This window comes from Pseudomonas sp. SWI7 (genome assembly GCF_006351945.1).
GTDB classification, from domain to species: Bacteria; Pseudomonadota; Gammaproteobacteria; order Pseudomonadales; family Pseudomonadaceae; genus Aquipseudomonas; species Aquipseudomonas fulva.
Window position 1 is genome coordinate 4,016,115 of the sequence record NZ_CP040930.1, and the last position, 14,747, is coordinate 4,030,861.

13 protein-coding genes are annotated in these 14,747 nt (G+C 60.4%); 12 read left to right on the forward strand and 1 reads right to left on the reverse strand.

Features of this window, described 5'->3' with window-relative positions; all coding sequences use genetic code 11:
• Positions 1 to 55 precede the first annotated feature (55 nt).
• Genes potA through FH041_RS18365 form a run of 3 tightly spaced genes read left to right on the forward strand, consistent with a single transcriptional unit; the run spans position 56 to position 3,002 of the window.
• Positions 56 to 1,198, forward strand: a complete 1,143-nt coding sequence (gene potA, locus FH041_RS18355; protein WP_027913441.1) for a polyamine ABC transporter ATP-binding protein — start codon at positions 56 to 58, stop codon at positions 1,196 to 1,198.
• Positions 1,195 to 2,115, forward strand: a complete 921-nt coding sequence (locus FH041_RS18360; RefSeq protein ID WP_027913442.1) for an ABC transporter permease subunit — start codon at positions 1,195 to 1,197, stop codon at positions 2,113 to 2,115. Before potA ends, FH041_RS18360 begins: the two co-directional genes overlap by 4 nt.
• On the forward strand, positions 2,112 to 3,002 hold the full coding sequence (locus tag FH041_RS18365) for an ABC transporter permease subunit (protein WP_023532426.1): 891 nt from the start codon (positions 2,112 to 2,114) through the stop codon (positions 3,000 to 3,002). The genes FH041_RS18360 and FH041_RS18365 overlap by 4 nt, the downstream gene beginning before the upstream one ends.
• A gap of 127 nt (positions 3,003 to 3,129) precedes the next feature.
• On the opposite strand, the gene FH041_RS18370 is transcribed toward FH041_RS18365, so the two are convergent.
• Positions 3,130 to 4,134, reverse strand: a complete 1,005-nt coding sequence (locus tag FH041_RS18370; protein WP_080992802.1) for an RHS repeat-associated core domain-containing protein — start codon at positions 4,132 to 4,134, stop codon at positions 3,130 to 3,132.
• A 259-nt stretch (positions 4,135 to 4,393) separates the two neighbouring features.
• Between FH041_RS18370 and FH041_RS18375 the strand changes: the two genes are divergently transcribed.
• The 9 genes from FH041_RS18375 to FH041_RS18415 all read left to right on the forward strand — a co-directional run bounded on the left by FH041_RS18375 (position 4,394) and on the right by FH041_RS18415 (position 14,733).
• Complete coding sequence (locus tag FH041_RS18375; RefSeq protein ID WP_088522824.1) at positions 4,394 to 5,482, forward strand: efflux RND transporter periplasmic adaptor subunit; 1,089 nt, start codon at positions 4,394 to 4,396, stop codon at positions 5,480 to 5,482.
• Positions 5,479 to 6,546, forward strand: a complete 1,068-nt coding sequence (locus FH041_RS18380) for an efflux RND transporter periplasmic adaptor subunit (RefSeq protein ID WP_027913444.1) — start codon at positions 5,479 to 5,481, stop codon at positions 6,544 to 6,546. The genes FH041_RS18375 and FH041_RS18380 overlap by 4 nt, the downstream gene beginning before the upstream one ends.
• On the forward strand, positions 6,543 to 9,596 hold the full coding sequence (locus FH041_RS18385; RefSeq protein ID WP_028686747.1) for an efflux RND transporter permease subunit: 3,054 nt from the start codon (positions 6,543 to 6,545) through the stop codon (positions 9,594 to 9,596). The genes FH041_RS18380 and FH041_RS18385 overlap by 4 nt, the downstream gene beginning before the upstream one ends.
• A 380-nt stretch (positions 9,597 to 9,976) precedes the next feature.
• Positions 9,977 to 10,159 (forward strand): sulfur starvation response protein OscA, encoded by a 183-nt coding sequence (oscA, locus tag FH041_RS18390; RefSeq protein ID WP_003248957.1) that lies wholly within the window; start codon positions 9,977 to 9,979, stop codon positions 10,157 to 10,159.
• Between the two features lie 49 nt (positions 10,160 to 10,208).
• Positions 10,209 to 11,216: a sulfate ABC transporter substrate-binding protein gene (locus tag FH041_RS18395; RefSeq protein ID WP_027913446.1), complete on the forward strand. Its 1,008-nt coding sequence runs from the start codon at positions 10,209 to 10,211 to the stop codon at positions 11,214 to 11,216.
• Between the two features lie 83 nt (positions 11,217 to 11,299).
• Positions 11,300 to 12,118, forward strand: a complete 819-nt coding sequence (cysT, locus tag FH041_RS18400; protein WP_023532644.1) for a sulfate ABC transporter permease subunit CysT — start codon at positions 11,300 to 11,302, stop codon at positions 12,116 to 12,118.
• Between the two features lie 11 nt (positions 12,119 to 12,129).
• On the forward strand, positions 12,130 to 13,002 hold the full coding sequence (cysW, locus tag FH041_RS18405) for a sulfate ABC transporter permease subunit CysW (RefSeq protein ID WP_023532630.1): 873 nt from the start codon (positions 12,130 to 12,132) through the stop codon (positions 13,000 to 13,002).
• Between the two features lie 3 nt (positions 13,003 to 13,005).
• Entirely contained in the window at positions 13,006 to 13,995 is a 990-nt protein-coding gene (locus tag FH041_RS18410; protein WP_027913447.1) for a sulfate/molybdate ABC transporter ATP-binding protein, read from the forward strand.
• A 156-nt stretch (positions 13,996 to 14,151) separates the two neighbouring features.
• Positions 14,152 to 14,733, forward strand: coding sequence for an alpha/beta hydrolase (locus tag FH041_RS18415; RefSeq protein ID WP_027913448.1), 582 nt, complete (start codon positions 14,152 to 14,154; stop codon positions 14,731 to 14,733).
• Positions 14,734 to 14,747 lie beyond the last annotated feature (14 nt).

The window sequence follows — 14,747 nt, forward strand, 5'->3', positions numbered from 1 at the left end:
CGCGGCCTGCCTGGCAGGCCGCGCGGGCACAAAAAACTTGTTGGGAGTTTCACTCATGGCAGTTGCCTCCGGCGCCTATAAGAAAGCCCTCGAGGGTGGCCAGCAACCCAAGCAGGTGCTGGTCAAGATCGACCGGGTCACGAAAAAATTCGACGAAACGGTAGCGGTGGACGATGTGTCCCTGGAAATCCGCAAGGGCGAAATCTTCGCCTTGCTTGGGGGTTCCGGCTCCGGTAAGTCGACCTTGCTGCGCATGCTGGCAGGCTTCGAACGCCCCACCGAAGGACGCATCTTCCTGGACGGCGTGGACATTACCGACATGCCGCCCTACGAGCGGCCGATCAACATGATGTTCCAGTCCTACGCCCTGTTCCCGCACATGACCGTGGCGCAGAACATCGCCTTCGGCCTGCAGCAGGACCGCTTGCCCAAGGCCGAGGTCGACGCCCGCGTGGCCGAGATGCTCAAGCTGGTGCACATGACTCAGTACGCCAAACGCAAGCCGCACCAGCTCTCCGGTGGCCAGCGCCAGCGCGTGGCCTTGGCTCGTTCCCTGGCCAAGCGGCCTAAGCTGTTGCTGCTGGACGAGCCGATGGGTGCCCTGGACAAGAAGCTGCGTTCGCAGATGCAGCTGGAGCTGGTGGAAATCATCGAGCGCGTCGGCGTGACCTGCGTGATGGTGACCCACGACCAGGAAGAAGCCATGACCATGGCCCAGCGCATTGCCATCATGCACCTGGGCTGGATCGCTCAGATCGGCTCGCCGGTAGACATTTACGAAACCCCGACCAGCCGCCTGGTCTGCGAATTCATCGGCAACGTCAACCTGTTCGATGCCGAGGTGATCGACGATGCCGAAGGCCACGCCCTGATCGCCTCGCCTGAACTTGAGCGCAAGATCTACGTCGGGCACGGTGTCTCCACCTCCGTGGAGGACAAGCACATCACCTATGCACTGCGCCCGGAAAAGATGCTGGTCACCACTGTCCAGCCTGATTTCCAGTACAACTGGTCGCGCGGCAAGATCCATGACATCGCCTACCTGGGCGGGCATTCGGTATTCTACGTGAAGCTACCCAGTGGCAAGGTGGTGCAGTCGTTCGTCGCCAACGCCGAACGCCAAGGCGCGCGCCCTACGTGGGACGATGAAGTCTTCGTATGGTGGGAAGACGACAGCGGCGTGGTACTGCGGTCATGAAGCTGCGCAAGCTCAAGCGAGCGTTCCGGCGCATCACCCCTGAAGGGCGGCACCTGGTGATCGGTGTTCCTTTCGTGTGGCTGTTCCTGTTCTTCATGCTGCCGTTCTTCATCGTCCTGAAGATCAGCTTCGCCGAAGCCGACGTGGCGATCCCGCCGTACACCGAGATCTACAGCTACGTCGAGGACAAGATCCAGTTGGTGCTCAACCTGGCCAACTACGGTTTGCTGACCGAGGACGAACTGTATATCTCGGCCTACCTCGGTTCGCTGAAGATGGCGTTCATCAGCACGCTGCTCTGCCTGCTGATCGGCTACCCGATGGCCTATGCCATCGCCAACGCCAAGAAGGAAACCCAGACCGTCCTGCTGCTGCTGATCATGATGCCGACCTGGACCGCGATCCTGATCCGCGTGTATGCCTGGATGGGCATTCTGAGCAACAACGGTTTGCTCAATGGCTTTTTGATGTGGACCGGGCTGATCGACCAGCCGCTGCAGATACTCAACACCAACCTGGCGGTGTACATCGGCGTGGTCTATTCCTACCTGCCGTTCATGATCCTGCCCTTGTTCGCCAACCTGGTGAAGCATGACCCAAGCCTGCTCGAAGCGGCATCCGACCTGGGGTCGAGCACCTTCAACAGCTTCTGGAAAATCACCGTGCCGCTGTCAAAAAACGGCATCATCGCCGGTTGCATGCTGGTGTTCATCCCCGTGGTGGGCGAGTTCGTGATCCCCGAACTGCTCGGCGGACCGGAAACCCTGATGATCGGTAAAGTGTTGTGGCAGGAATTCTTCAACAACCGTGACTGGCCGGTGGCCTCGGCGCTTGCGGTGGTGATGCTGGCGATCCTGATCGTGCCCATTTTGCTGTTCAACCGCAGCCAGGCCAAGGAAATGGAGGGCAGGGCATGAAGCGCTTCGGTTTTTCCAAGCTGATGCTGGTGTTCGGCTTGCTGTTCATCTACTTGCCGATGGTGATTCTGGTCATCTACTCGTTCAACGCCTCCAAGTTGGTGACGGTGTGGGGCGGGTGGTCGGTCAAATGGTATGTCGGCTTGCTGGACAACACTCAGCTGATCGGTTCGGTGATGCGCTCGCTGGAAATCGCTTGCTACACGGCGGTAGCGGCTGTCGCGTTGGGCACCATGGCGGCTTTCGTACTCACCAGGGTCACCCGGTTCCGCGGGCGTACCTTGTTCGGTGGCTTGGTCACCGCACCGTTGGTCATGCCTGAAGTCATCACGGGTCTGTCGCTGCTGCTGCTGTTCGTGGCCATGGCGCAATTGATCGGTTGGCCGCAGGAGCGTGGCGTTGTCACCATCTGGATTGCCCACACCACCTTCTGCGCGGCCTATGTGGCCGTCGTCGTGTCGGCCCGGCTGCGTGAGCTGGACCTGTCGATCGAAGAGGCGGCCATGGACCTGGGGGCCAAGCCTTGGAAGGTGTTCTTCCTGATCACCATCCCCATGATTGCGCCTTCGCTGGCGGCAGGTGGCATGATGTCGTTCGCCTTGTCGCTCGATGACCTGGTATTGGCCAGCTTCGTGTCCGGGCCAGGCTCGACCACGTTGCCGATGGAAGTGTTCTCGGCGGTACGCCTGGGCGTGAAACCTGAGATCAACGCCGTGGCCAGCCTGATTCTGCTGTCCGTCTCGTTGGTGACATTCTTCGTCTGGTACTTCAGTCGCCGTGCCGAAGAGCGTCGCCGCAAGGCCATACAGCAGGCGATTGAAGAAGGTGCGGCGGCCAATGCGTCGCAGCCTCAGGTACGGCGCCCGGCGCCGGTAGCGCCGATCTGATCGAGGTATGGCTGCTCGTTACGCTTTTGGAGCGAGCAGCTGTTCCACACTTGCGCTTGCGCCGTGCGGAGAACTGAATGTGGCCGCATAAACGTATCGTTTGTGACGAATTGCTACGGCGAGGTCACTAGACACTTAAGCGCCGAACTCTATTCATAATTCGCTGTGGCTCGATATGTGGGGGGAGGCTGTTCCTGTGCGACAAGCTTCCTCCAGTTGAGTCCTGGTTGGGATAAAGATCCAAATAGCTGGGAAGCTCGTCCAGACCTGGCGCTTGAAGGTTTAAACTCGAATAGCTGGGAGGCGGGGCCGGAACTACCGGTTGCGTTGTTAAATGCGAGCCACCAAATCTTCTATTCGTATGGACACTTGGAGGTACCAAGGTCACATCCGCTGATGAAAAGCTCTGTACAGGGTCATGCACGTTTCGTCGGTCGCTGCCTCCCACTGTAGTCGAGAACCGTTCTCCATATGACGAGTCGGCTCTGAGCGTACTCATATATTTTTCCCGGACGAATAAAGCGGCGACAAGCGATGACCCACCAATATAAACGCCGATCGCCACTCCGATAAGGTTATCGTCATTTTTCGAAGCACCGACGACAGCAAGGGCTGTGCCTGCTGTTAAGGACGCAGCGGCTGTGATCCAGCTTGCATACTTGATCAGGCTTCTCACCGCGAAGTGGCCTGATGGATCACTTTGATTGACAGGGTCACCCAGGCAGTAGGCATACGCATTGAGCATCCCCTGTCCAAAAGGGCTCAGGTTGTCAGGGGCGCCAAACCGCATGAGTGCCGGTCTATACAGTCGATAGCCGTTGCCCAGTGGATACCCATCCAATAGTGCATCCAGTCGCTCACCGTGATACGCCCATGGCGTGTCCGGTTCATTCAAACGGGCCCTTTGGCCGTAAGGCGTGTAGGAAAAGCGAGCCAGGCAGTTGGTGTGGGGCTCGGCCATTACGGTGTTGCCCCTGTCTACCGCGCTTACTGAAGGCGTCCGCTTATCGCCTGCAAGATGGCCTAGAAAGCGTGCCTGACCTCGGAACACCGAGCGTTTGACGTCGTCACCCAGTTCCGTGACGAGTTGGCCGGCTTGATAGAACGCGTGGACCCTGCCAGATTTGTCCATACCAACATCCCCGGATGAATAAGACCGACCGTCTGCAAGCAGTGGTAGGTTGGAAGTTTCGCGTCAGGCGACAGTATCGTGATCTTGAAAGCGTGGGCTACTGACAGAATTGCCAGGGTTTGCCAACACCTGGCCTGACGAAGCCACCCACGAGGCTGGAGGGGGCAGGGCGTCTGGCGTCTACAGCAAGAATTATGGAACCCTGGCCTGCTTGGCGAATCGCATGCATGAATCTTTTGCGCGCAAGAAAGGAGCCTCCATGACGTTGTCGCGTGCGCTACTGGTCACGGGCTTGGGGCTGCTGGGCATGCTCACCGGCTGCAGCAAGGAAGAGCTGCCTGAAACGCTGCCCCGTGTAGGGGTACAGAATGTCCAGTCCGCCGATTTCGCAGCCCGGGTGACGCTGACTGGCGACATCCAGGCGCGGGTGCAGACGGACCTCTCATTCCGCGTAGGCGGCAAGATCATTTCGCGCAGTGTAGATGTAGGCGATCACGTAAAGGCCAAGCAGGTACTGGCCCGGCTCGACCCTAAAGACTTACAGAACAACGTGGCTTCGGCCAAGGCCGAAGTGTTCGCGGCGCAGGCACGGGTGACCCAGACCCAAGCTGCCTTCGTTCGTCAGCAGAAGCTGTTGCCCAAGGGCTATACCAGTCAAAGCGAATATGATGCTGCCCAGGCCTCGTTGCGCAGCAATCAAAGCGCGCTGAAGGCTGCGCAAGCTCAACTGGCCAACGCAAACGAGCAATTGAGTTATACCGCGCTGGTCTCCGAAGCCGACGGGGTGGTCACCGAGCGTCAGGCCGAGGTAGGGCAAGTGGTGCAAGCGACCATGCCCATCTTCAGCCTGGCCCGTGACGGCGAGCGTGATGCGGTGTTCAACGTGTACGAGTCGCTTCTGGCGGGCACGCCCAGTGATGCCAGCGTCGTGGTCAGCCTGTTGGACGATCCGAAGGTGCAGGCCCGTGGAGCGGTGCGTGAAATTACCCCCACTGTCTCGGCTCAAAGCGGCACGGTGCAGGTCAAGGTCGGATTGCAGGACGTTCCGCCTGCGATGCAGTTGGGCGCGCCCGTCACCGTGACCACCCAAGGGCGCGGCAAGCCGAGTGTCGAGCTGCCCTGGTCGGCACTGACCAAAGGCTTGAAGAAACCCGCCGTGTGGATCGTGGGCGAGGGGGACAAGGTGCAGTTGCGGGAAGTCGAAGTAAGCCGCTACCTGACCGGCACTGTGGTCATCGGCAAAGGTCTCGACGGTGGCGAAGTCGTCGTGGTAACCGGCGGGCAGCTGCTGCACCCCGGTATGAAAGTTGAAAAAGTACCCGCCAAAGCGCCGGAGAGCCCGCTATGAAGCCTTGGCTGACGTTGATGTGTGCCGGTGTTTTGCTTGTCGGGTGCGGCAAGGAAGAGCAGCCGCCGGAGCCGGTTCGTCCAGTGCTGTCGGTAGTGGTGCAACCTCAGTTGCAGGCCCGCTTGGGCCGCTTTGCAGGCGTGATCGAAGCGCGTTACGAAAGTACCCTGGGCTTTCGTGTGGGCGGGCGCATCGCTCGCCGCTGGCTGGACGTCGGGGCCCAGGTCAAAGCGGGCGATACGTTGGCCACGCTGGATCCGACCGACCAGCAAAATCAGCTGCGCGCTGCCGAAGGCGATCTGGCCAGGGTGCAGGCGCAGTGGATCAACGCGCAGTCCGACGCCCGCCGGCAACAACAATTGTACGACCGAGGCGTGGGTGCTCAGGCCCAGTTGGACATCGCCCAGACCAACCTGAAAACAGCTGGCGCCACGCTGGAGCAGGCTCGTTCCTCGGTCAGTCAGGCCCGTGACCAGCTGGGCTATACCACGCTGCGCAGCGATCATGCGGCGGTGATTACTGACTGGCAGGCCGAAGCCGGGCAAACCGTCACCGCTGGGCAGGCTGTGGTCACGCTCGCCAGGCCGGACGTGAAGGAAGCGGTGATTGACCTGCCCATCGGCATTGCCGAGCAGTTGACACCGGACCTGACTTTCACTGTCGCCTCGCAGCTCAACCCCGCCGTCAACACCACCGCCACCCTGCGCGAGCTCGAGCCCAAGGCCGATGCCACCACCCGCACGCGGCGTGCGCGGCTGACCTTGGCCAGCACCCCTGAAACGTTCCATCTGGGAACTGCCGTCAGCGTCACTCTCAGCTCGCAGGTTTCTCCTCGCAGCGAGCTGCCGGTCAGCGCGCTGCTGGAGCGCGATGGCAAGACACAGGTATGGGTCGTCGACCCCCAGCAGAAAACCGTCGCCTTGCGCGACGTGACCCTGATCGACCGAAACGAGGACCGCATCGTCGTCTCATCAGGCGTACAGCCTGGGGAGCGGGTGGTGATCGCCGGCGTCAATAGCCTCAAGCCTGGCCAGCAGGTCACCTTCGACGAGGATGCGCAATGAAAGGAAGCTTCAACCTGTCCGAATGGGCGCTCAAGCATCAGTCGTTCGTGTGGTACCTGATGTTCGTCGGTTTGCTCATGGGCATCTTTTCGTACTTCAACCTGGGTCGTGAGGAGGATCCGTCCTTCACCATCAAGACCATGGTGATCCAGACCCGCTGGCCTGGCGCTACCCAGGAAGAAACGCTGCTGCAGGTCACCGACCGGATCGAGAAGAAGCTCGAGGAGCTCGATTCGCTCGATTACACCAAGAGCTATACCCGGCCTGGTGAATCAACGGTGTTCGTCTACCTGCGCGACACTACCAAGGCAGACGACATACCGCAGATCTGGTATCAGGTCCGCAAGAAGATCCAGGACATTCGCGGCGATTTCCCCGAGGGCTTGCAGGGCCCCGGCTTCAACGATGAATTCGGCGATGTGTTCGGTTCCATCTACGCCTTCACCGCCGACGGGCTGAGCCTGCGCCAGCTGCGTGATTATGTGGAGCAGGCGCGGGCCGAGGTCCGCGAAGTACCCAATATCGGCAAGATCGAAATGGTCGGTATCCAGGACGAAGTGCTCTACCTGAACTTCTCCACCCGCAAGCTCGCCGCCTTGGGTATCGACCAGCGTCAGGTGATGCAGGCTCTGCAGGCGCAGAACAGCGTGACGCCAGCGGGCGTGATCGAGGCCGGGCCGGAGCGCATCTCCGTACGGACAAGTGGGCAGTTCGCCTCGGAAAAGGACCTTGAGAACGTCAACCTGCGCATCAACGATCGCTTCTTCCGCTTGGCAGACATCGCCGAGGTCGAACGCGGCTACACCAACCCGCCTGCGCCGATGTTCCGCTACAACGGCAAGACGGCCCTGGGCCTTGCCATCGGCATGCAGAAGGGCGGCAACATCCAGGAGTTTGGCAAGGCGCTCAAGCAAACCATGCAGCGCATCACCAACGAGCTTCCGGTAGGCGTCGATGTGCACACGGTGTCCAACCAGGCGACGGTGGTGGAGAAGGCCGTCGGTGGCTTCACCAGTGCATTGTTCGAAGCGGTGATCATTGTTCTGGCCGTGAGCTTCGTCAGCTTGGGTGTGCGTGCAGGCCTGGTGGTGGCGTGCTCGATCCCGCTGGTACTGGCCATGGTGTTCGTATTCATGGAATACAGCGGCATCACCATGCAGCGTATCTCGCTAGGTGCACTGATCATTGCGCTGGGGCTGCTGGTGGATGACGCCATGATCACCGTGGAGGTGATGGTCACGCGCCTGGAAATGGGCGAGAGCAAGGAAGACGCTGCTACTTTCGCTTACACCTCCACGGCATTTCCAATGCTCACCGGTACGCTGGTGACTGTCGCAGGTTTCGTACCGATTGGCCTCAACGCAAGTTCGGCAGGTGAATACACCTTCACCTTGTTCGCGGTCATTGCCGTTGCGCTGTTGGTGTCATGGGTGGTGGCCGTGTTCTTCGCCCCCGTGCTTGGCGTGCACATTCTCAACGCCCGCAAAGTGAAGTCCCATGATGACAAGCCGGGCAGGGTAGCCCGGGTCTTCGAGCATGGCCTGCTGTGGAGCATGCGCCACCGCTGGATGACCATCATCGGCACCGTGGTGCTGTTCGCCCTGGCCGTGTTCTGCATGCGCTTCGTGCAGAACCAGTTCTTTCCTGCTTCGGACCGTCCGGAAATCCTGGTCGATCTGAACCTGCCACAGAACGCGTCGATCCAGGAAACTCGCAAGGTGGTCGACCAGTTGGAGGCCACGCTCAAGGATGACGAAGACATCGATCACTGGAGCACCTATATCGGTCAAGGTGCGGTGCGCTTCTACCTGCCGCTGGACCAGCAACTGCAGAACCCGTACTACGCCCAATTGGTCATCGTCAGCAAAGGCCTGGAAGAGCGCGGTGAGCTCATCACTCGCCTGCAGAAACGCCTGCGAGAGGACTTCGTCGGTATCGGTTCGAACGTTCAGTCGCTGGAGATGGGGCCACCTGTGGGGCGACCAATCCAGTACCGCGTCAGCGGGAAGGACATCGAGCAGGTGCGCAAGCATGCCATCGAGCTGGCGACCCTGTTGGACAAGAACCCCAACATCGGCGAAATGATTTACGACTGGAACGAGCCGGGTAAAGTGCTGCGCATCGATATTGCCCAGGACAAGGCCCGCCAGTTGGGGCTTTCTTCGGAAGATGTGGCCAATGTAATGAACAGCATCGTCACCGGCGTGCCCGTTACCCAGGTCAACGATGATATCTACCTGATCGACGTGGTGGCCCGCGCCGTGGATAGCGAGCGGGGCTCGCCCGATACGCTGCAGAACCTGCAGATCCTTACACCCAACGGCACTTCGATACCCTTGCTGTCATTCGCCACGGTGCGCTACGAGCAGGAGCAGCCTCTTGTGTGGCGGCGCGATCGCAAGCCTACGATCACCCTCAAAGCGTCGGTCAACGGGGATATTCAGCCTACGGACCTGGTGGCTCAGCTCAAGCCAGACATCGAAAAGTTCGCCAGCGAGTTGCCTACCGGCTACGAAGTGGCCACCGGCGGCACCGTGGAGGAGAGCGGCAAGGCACAGGGGCCCATCGCTAAAGTGATCCCGCTGATGCTGTTCCTGATGGCCACGTTCCTGATGATCCAGTTGCACAGCGTGAAGAAGCTGTTCCTGGTGATCAGCGTCGCGCCGTTGGGCCTGATCGGTGTGGTGTTGGCGCTGGTGCCGACGGGTACGCCGATGGGCTTCGTGGCGATCCTGGGCATCCTGGCGCTGGCGGGCATCATCATTCGTAACTCGGTCATTCTGGTCACCCAGATCGATGAATTCGAAGCCCAGGGGTATTCACCATGGGATGCCGTGGTCGAGGCCACCAACCATCGTCGCCGGCCAATCCTGCTGACAGCTGCGGCTGCCAGCCTGGGCATGATTCCGATTGCCCGCGAAGTATTCTGGGGGCCAATGGCGTACGCCATGATTGGCGGCATCATTGTGGCAACCTTGCTCACCTTGCTGTTCTTGCCAGCGCTCTACGTAGCGTCCTACAAGATCCGCGAGCCGCATCAGGAAGGTTGAGGCGCCTATCGCGCCGCTTGCCATGCGGGGCCGTTCTGCGGCCCATCATGGCCGCTTTGGCGCCCCGCAGACGCCGCGCCTACGAGGCGAACCTGCACCCCTCAACTGCACACCTAAGCCACGACCTGGAAGCCAGCGACCCTGCGCGTAAAAGCCGACTTTTCGGCGATGGACTCTACGCGCAAACACGTCAACCAGCGCATGGCCTGCGCTAATACGTCCATTGAGGAAGCGCATCCAGACAATCGTGTAAATGGTTATATAAAAATGCCCAAACAGTATTTTTAAGAATAATCCGCCCCCACTACTATTGCCCTCACGCCAGGCGCAAACCCTCATTCAAACCTCTGCCCGGCAATCTCACTCCAAGGAGAACGAGCATGAGTGCATCGCTGCGCAGTATCGACGGTCAGGACGAAGCCACCATCTTGCGTGAGATCCAGAGCGCGCTGCGCGATCTGCGCTTTGGCGCTGTGGAAATCACCGTGCACAACGCCCAGGTGGTGCAGATCGAGCGCAAGGAGAAGTTCCGCCTGCAGCAGCCTGGCAACAAGCCCGGCTGAACACGCCCCACCTTCCAGAACTAGAAAAATGCCAATCGGGAGCTTCACCATGTCCATCCGTCGTTATGCGCTTGCCGCTCTGGCCAGTGCTATTTTTGCCGGTTCCGCCATCGCCAAGGATTACGAACTGCTGAACGTGTCCTACGACCCGACCCGTGAGCTGTACCAGCAGTACAACGCCGAGTTCATCAAGCACTGGCAGCAGGCCCATCCAGGCGATAAGGTGAAGATCCAGCAGTCCCATGGCGGCTCGGGCAAACAGGGCCGTGCGGTGATTGACGGTCTGCGCGCCGACGTGGTGACCCTGGCCTTGGCCGGCGACATCGACGAAATCGCCAAGCTCGGCAAGACCCTGCCGGAAAACTGGCAGACGCGTTTGCCGGACGCCAGTACCCCCTACACCTCGACCATCGTATTCCTGGTACGCAAGGGCAACCCCAAAGGCATCAAGGACTGGGGCGACCTGATCAAGAAGGATGTGTCGGTCATTACCCCGAACCCCAAGACTTCCGGGGGCGCGCGCTGGAACTTCCTCGCCGCCTGGGCCTATGGCCTGAAAACCGGCGGTAGCGAGGACAAGGCAAAAGCCTACGTGCAGGAACTGTTCAAGCACGTGCCAGTCCTGGACACCGGCGCCCGCGGATCGACCATCACCTTCGTCAACAACGGTCAGGGCGATGTGCTGCTGGCCTGGGAGAACGAAGCCTTCCTGGCGTTGAAGGAAGACGGTGGGGCTGACAAGTTCGACATCGTCGTGCCGTCGCTGTCGATCCTGGCCGAGCCGCCCGTGGCGGTGGTCGATAAGAACGCCGAGAAAAAGGGCAATACCGAAATCGCTACCGAGTACCTGAAACACCTCTACAGCCCGGCCGGACAGAAGATCGCCGCCGAGAACTTCTACCGCCCGCGTGACGAGAAGGTGGCGGCTGAATTTGGCAAGCAGTTCCCCAAGCTGGACCTGGTGACCATCGACAAGGACTTCGGCGGCTGGAAGATCGCCCAGCCAAAATTCTTCAATGATGGCGGTGTGTTCGACCAGATCTATCAGGCACAGTAAGGGCCAAGGAACAACACACAATTCGGACGCCTACCACGGCCCGGGATGGTTCCCGGGCCACGTGCATTCAACCAGGGATCTCTATGTCACGTCGCATTTCCCCCGTCATACCCGGCTTCGGGCTGACGCTGGGATACACCTTGGTGTACCTCAGCCTGATTGTGCTGATACCGCTGGCGGCCATGTTCATCCATGCCTCGCAGCTGACCTTCGAACAGTTCTGGACCATCATCAGCGCGCCGCGGGTCATCGCTGCGCTGAAGCTGAGCTTTGGCACCGCCCTGTTTGCCGCGATCATCAACGGTGTGATCGGGACGCTGCTGGCCTGGGTGCTGGTGCGCTATACCTTCCCCGGGCGCAAGATCATCGACGCGATGATCGATTTACCTTTCGCCCTTCCAACGGCAGTGGCCGGCATCGCGCTCACCGCGCTGTACGCGCCGGCGGGCTGGGTCGGCCAGTTCGCGACCGACCTGGGTTTCAAGATCGCCTATACCCCCTTGGGCATCACCCTGGCGCTGACGTTCGTCACCCTGCCGTTCGTGGTGCGCACGGTACAACCAGTGCTGGCAGACATCCCGCGCGAGGTCGAAGAAGCCGCTGCCTGCCTGGGCGCCAGACCGCTGCAGGTGTTTCGCCACATCCTGGCCCCGGCCTTGCTACCGGCCTGGCTCACCGGCTTTGCCCTGGCGTTCGCCCGTGGCGTGGGTGAGTACGGTTCGGTCATTTTCATCGCCGGCAACATGCCGATGAAAACCGAGATCCTGCCCCTGCTGATCATGGTCAAGCTCGACCAGTACGACTACACCGGCGCTACCGCCATTGGCGTGTTGATGCTGGTGGTTTCCTTCATTCTGCTGCTGCTGATCAACCTGTTGCAGCGCCGCATCGAAACCCCTTGAAGGAGGTCGGCATGTCCAGTTCTTCCCTGAATGCAACCGCCGCCGCCAACGCCGCCCGCCGCGGCAGCGCCACATCGCGGCGGTTACTCATCGGCCTTGGCTGGCTGGTGTTTGCACTGTTTCTGCTGTTGCCGCTGGTCATCGTGGTTTCCCAGGCCCTGAAGAATGGGTTCGGCACTTTCTTCGAAGCCATCTTCGAACCCGACGCGTTGTCGGCCCTGAAACTCACCCTGCTCGCCGTTGCCATTTCGGTGCCGCTGAACCTGGTGTTCGGGGTCAGTGCGGCATGGTGCGTGAGCAAGTACAGCTTCCGCGGCAAAAGTATTCTGGTCACCCTGATTGACCTGCCGTTCTCGGTGTCGCCCGTGATCGCCGGCCTGGTCTACGTGCTCATGTTCGGTGCCCAGGGCCTGTTCGGGCCGTGGCTGCAGGATCACGACATCCAGATCGTCTTCGCCCTGCCGGGCATCGTCCTGGCCACCATCTTCGTCACGGTCCCGTTCGTAGCCCGCGAGCTGATTCCGCTGATGCAGGAACAAGGCACCCAGGAAGAAGAAGCTGCCCGGTTGCTCGGTGCCAATGGCTGGCAGATGTTCTGGCATGTGACGCTGCCGAACATCAAGTGGGGCCTTATCTATGGCGTGGTGTTGTGTACAGCGCGGGCGATGGGCGAATTCGGCGCGGTGTCGGTCGTTTCCGGCCATATTCGTGGCGTGACCAACACGCTGCCGCTACACGTGGAAATTCTCTACAACGAGTACAACCACGTGGCGGCCTTCAGCGTGGCCAGCCTGTTGCTGATCCTGGCGCTCTTCATCCTGCTGCTCAAGCAGTGGAGCGAGAACCGTATTAACCGTCTGCGCCATAGCGCTGCGGAGGAATGATTCATGTCGATCGAAGTTCGTAACGTCAGCAAGCGTTTCAACAGTTTCCAGGCGCTCGATGGTATCAACCTGGACATCAACAGCGGTGAGCTGGTAGCGCTGCTGGGCCCATCCGGCTGCGGCAAGACCACGCTGCTGCGCATCATCGCCGGCCTGGAAACACCTGATCAGGGCAATATCGTATTCCATGGCGAGGACGTATCTGGCCATGACGTTCGTGATCGCAACGTCGGATTCGTATTCCAGCACTACGCGCTGTTCAGGCACATGACCGTATTCGACAACGTCGCCTTCGGCCTGCGCATGAAGCCCAAGAGTGAGCGCCCGAGCGAAAGCAGCATTGCCCATAAAGTGCACGAGCTGCTGAACATGGTGCAGCTCGACTGGCTGTCCGATCGCTACCCGGAGCAATTGTCCGGTGGTCAGCGTCAGCGTATCGCCCTTGCCCGCGCGCTGGCCGTGGAGCCCAAGGTGCTGCTGCTGGACGAACCCTTCGGCGCACTGGACGCCAAGGTGCGAAAGGAGCTGCGCCGCTGGCTGGCCCGCTTGCACGAAGATATCAACCTGACCTCGGTATTCGTGACCCATGACCAGGAAGAGGCCATGGAAGTGGCTGACCGGATCGTGGTCATGAACAAGGGCGTGATCGAGCAGATCGGCTCGCCGGGCGAAGTGTACGAACAACCCGCCAATGATTTCGTCTACCACTTCCTGGGGGATTCCAACCGCCTGGCCTTGAGCGAGGGTCAGCATGTGCTGTTCCGGCCCCATGAAGTGTCGTTGTCGCGTCATGAAACCGAGGGCCACCATGCCGCCGAAGTTCGGGATATTCGCCCGTTGGGTGCCACCACGCGGGTGACCTTGAAAGTCGAGGGCCAAAGCGAGCTGATCGAAGCTGAGGTGGTCAAGGACCACGACAGTCTGACAGGGCTGGCAAGGGGCGAAACGTTGTTCTTCCGGCCGAAGGTCTGGCAGAAACTGCCAGCCATTTGAGGCAGTACGGTTGATGGGAATAACGCGGCGTCGCAAGGTCACGTCGGCTGGTTATTTACTTAAAGGTTATAAACAAATTTCTTTTTATTCCTTTAAGTATATATAGGCCGCCTTATACTGGGTTTCCAAGCACGCAAGCTACTGGAGACCCACTTCATGCGTAACGAATCAGTTCGCTACCTGATCATCCCAGGCTGGCAGGGATCGCCGGACAATCATTGGCAAAGCCACTGGCAGCGTACGCTGCCCAACAGCGCACGCGTGGAGCAGCGCGATTGGCTGACACCGCTCTGCCAGGACTGGGTGAAGGCGCTGGATACCGCCATCGCCGCCGAGCCCGGCCCGGTGATCCTGATTGCCCATAGCCTGGGCTGCATCACGGTGGCGCATTGGGCCGAACAGGCCGCTGCCGCTCTGCTCGGTCGCGTGCGTGGCGCCTTGTTGGTGGCGCCGGCGGATGTCGAGCGACCAGGGTGCGCGCCGGCGCTGCGCAATTTTTCGCCCATCCCGCAGGCGCCGCTTCCCTTTCCGAGTCAGGTGGTCAGCTCGGACAACGATCCCGCTGTCAGCGTCCCGCGCGCCTTGCACATGGCCCAGCAGTGGGGTGCAGAAGCAGGGCTTCTGACCGGCGCCGGCCACATCAACGTGAAATCCGGCCATGAATGCTGGGAGCAGGGGTTCGCCTACCTGTATCGCCTGCAAGGCCGCATCGAACAACGCGCGCTGCGCCGCGCCTGAACGGCGTCCGTTTC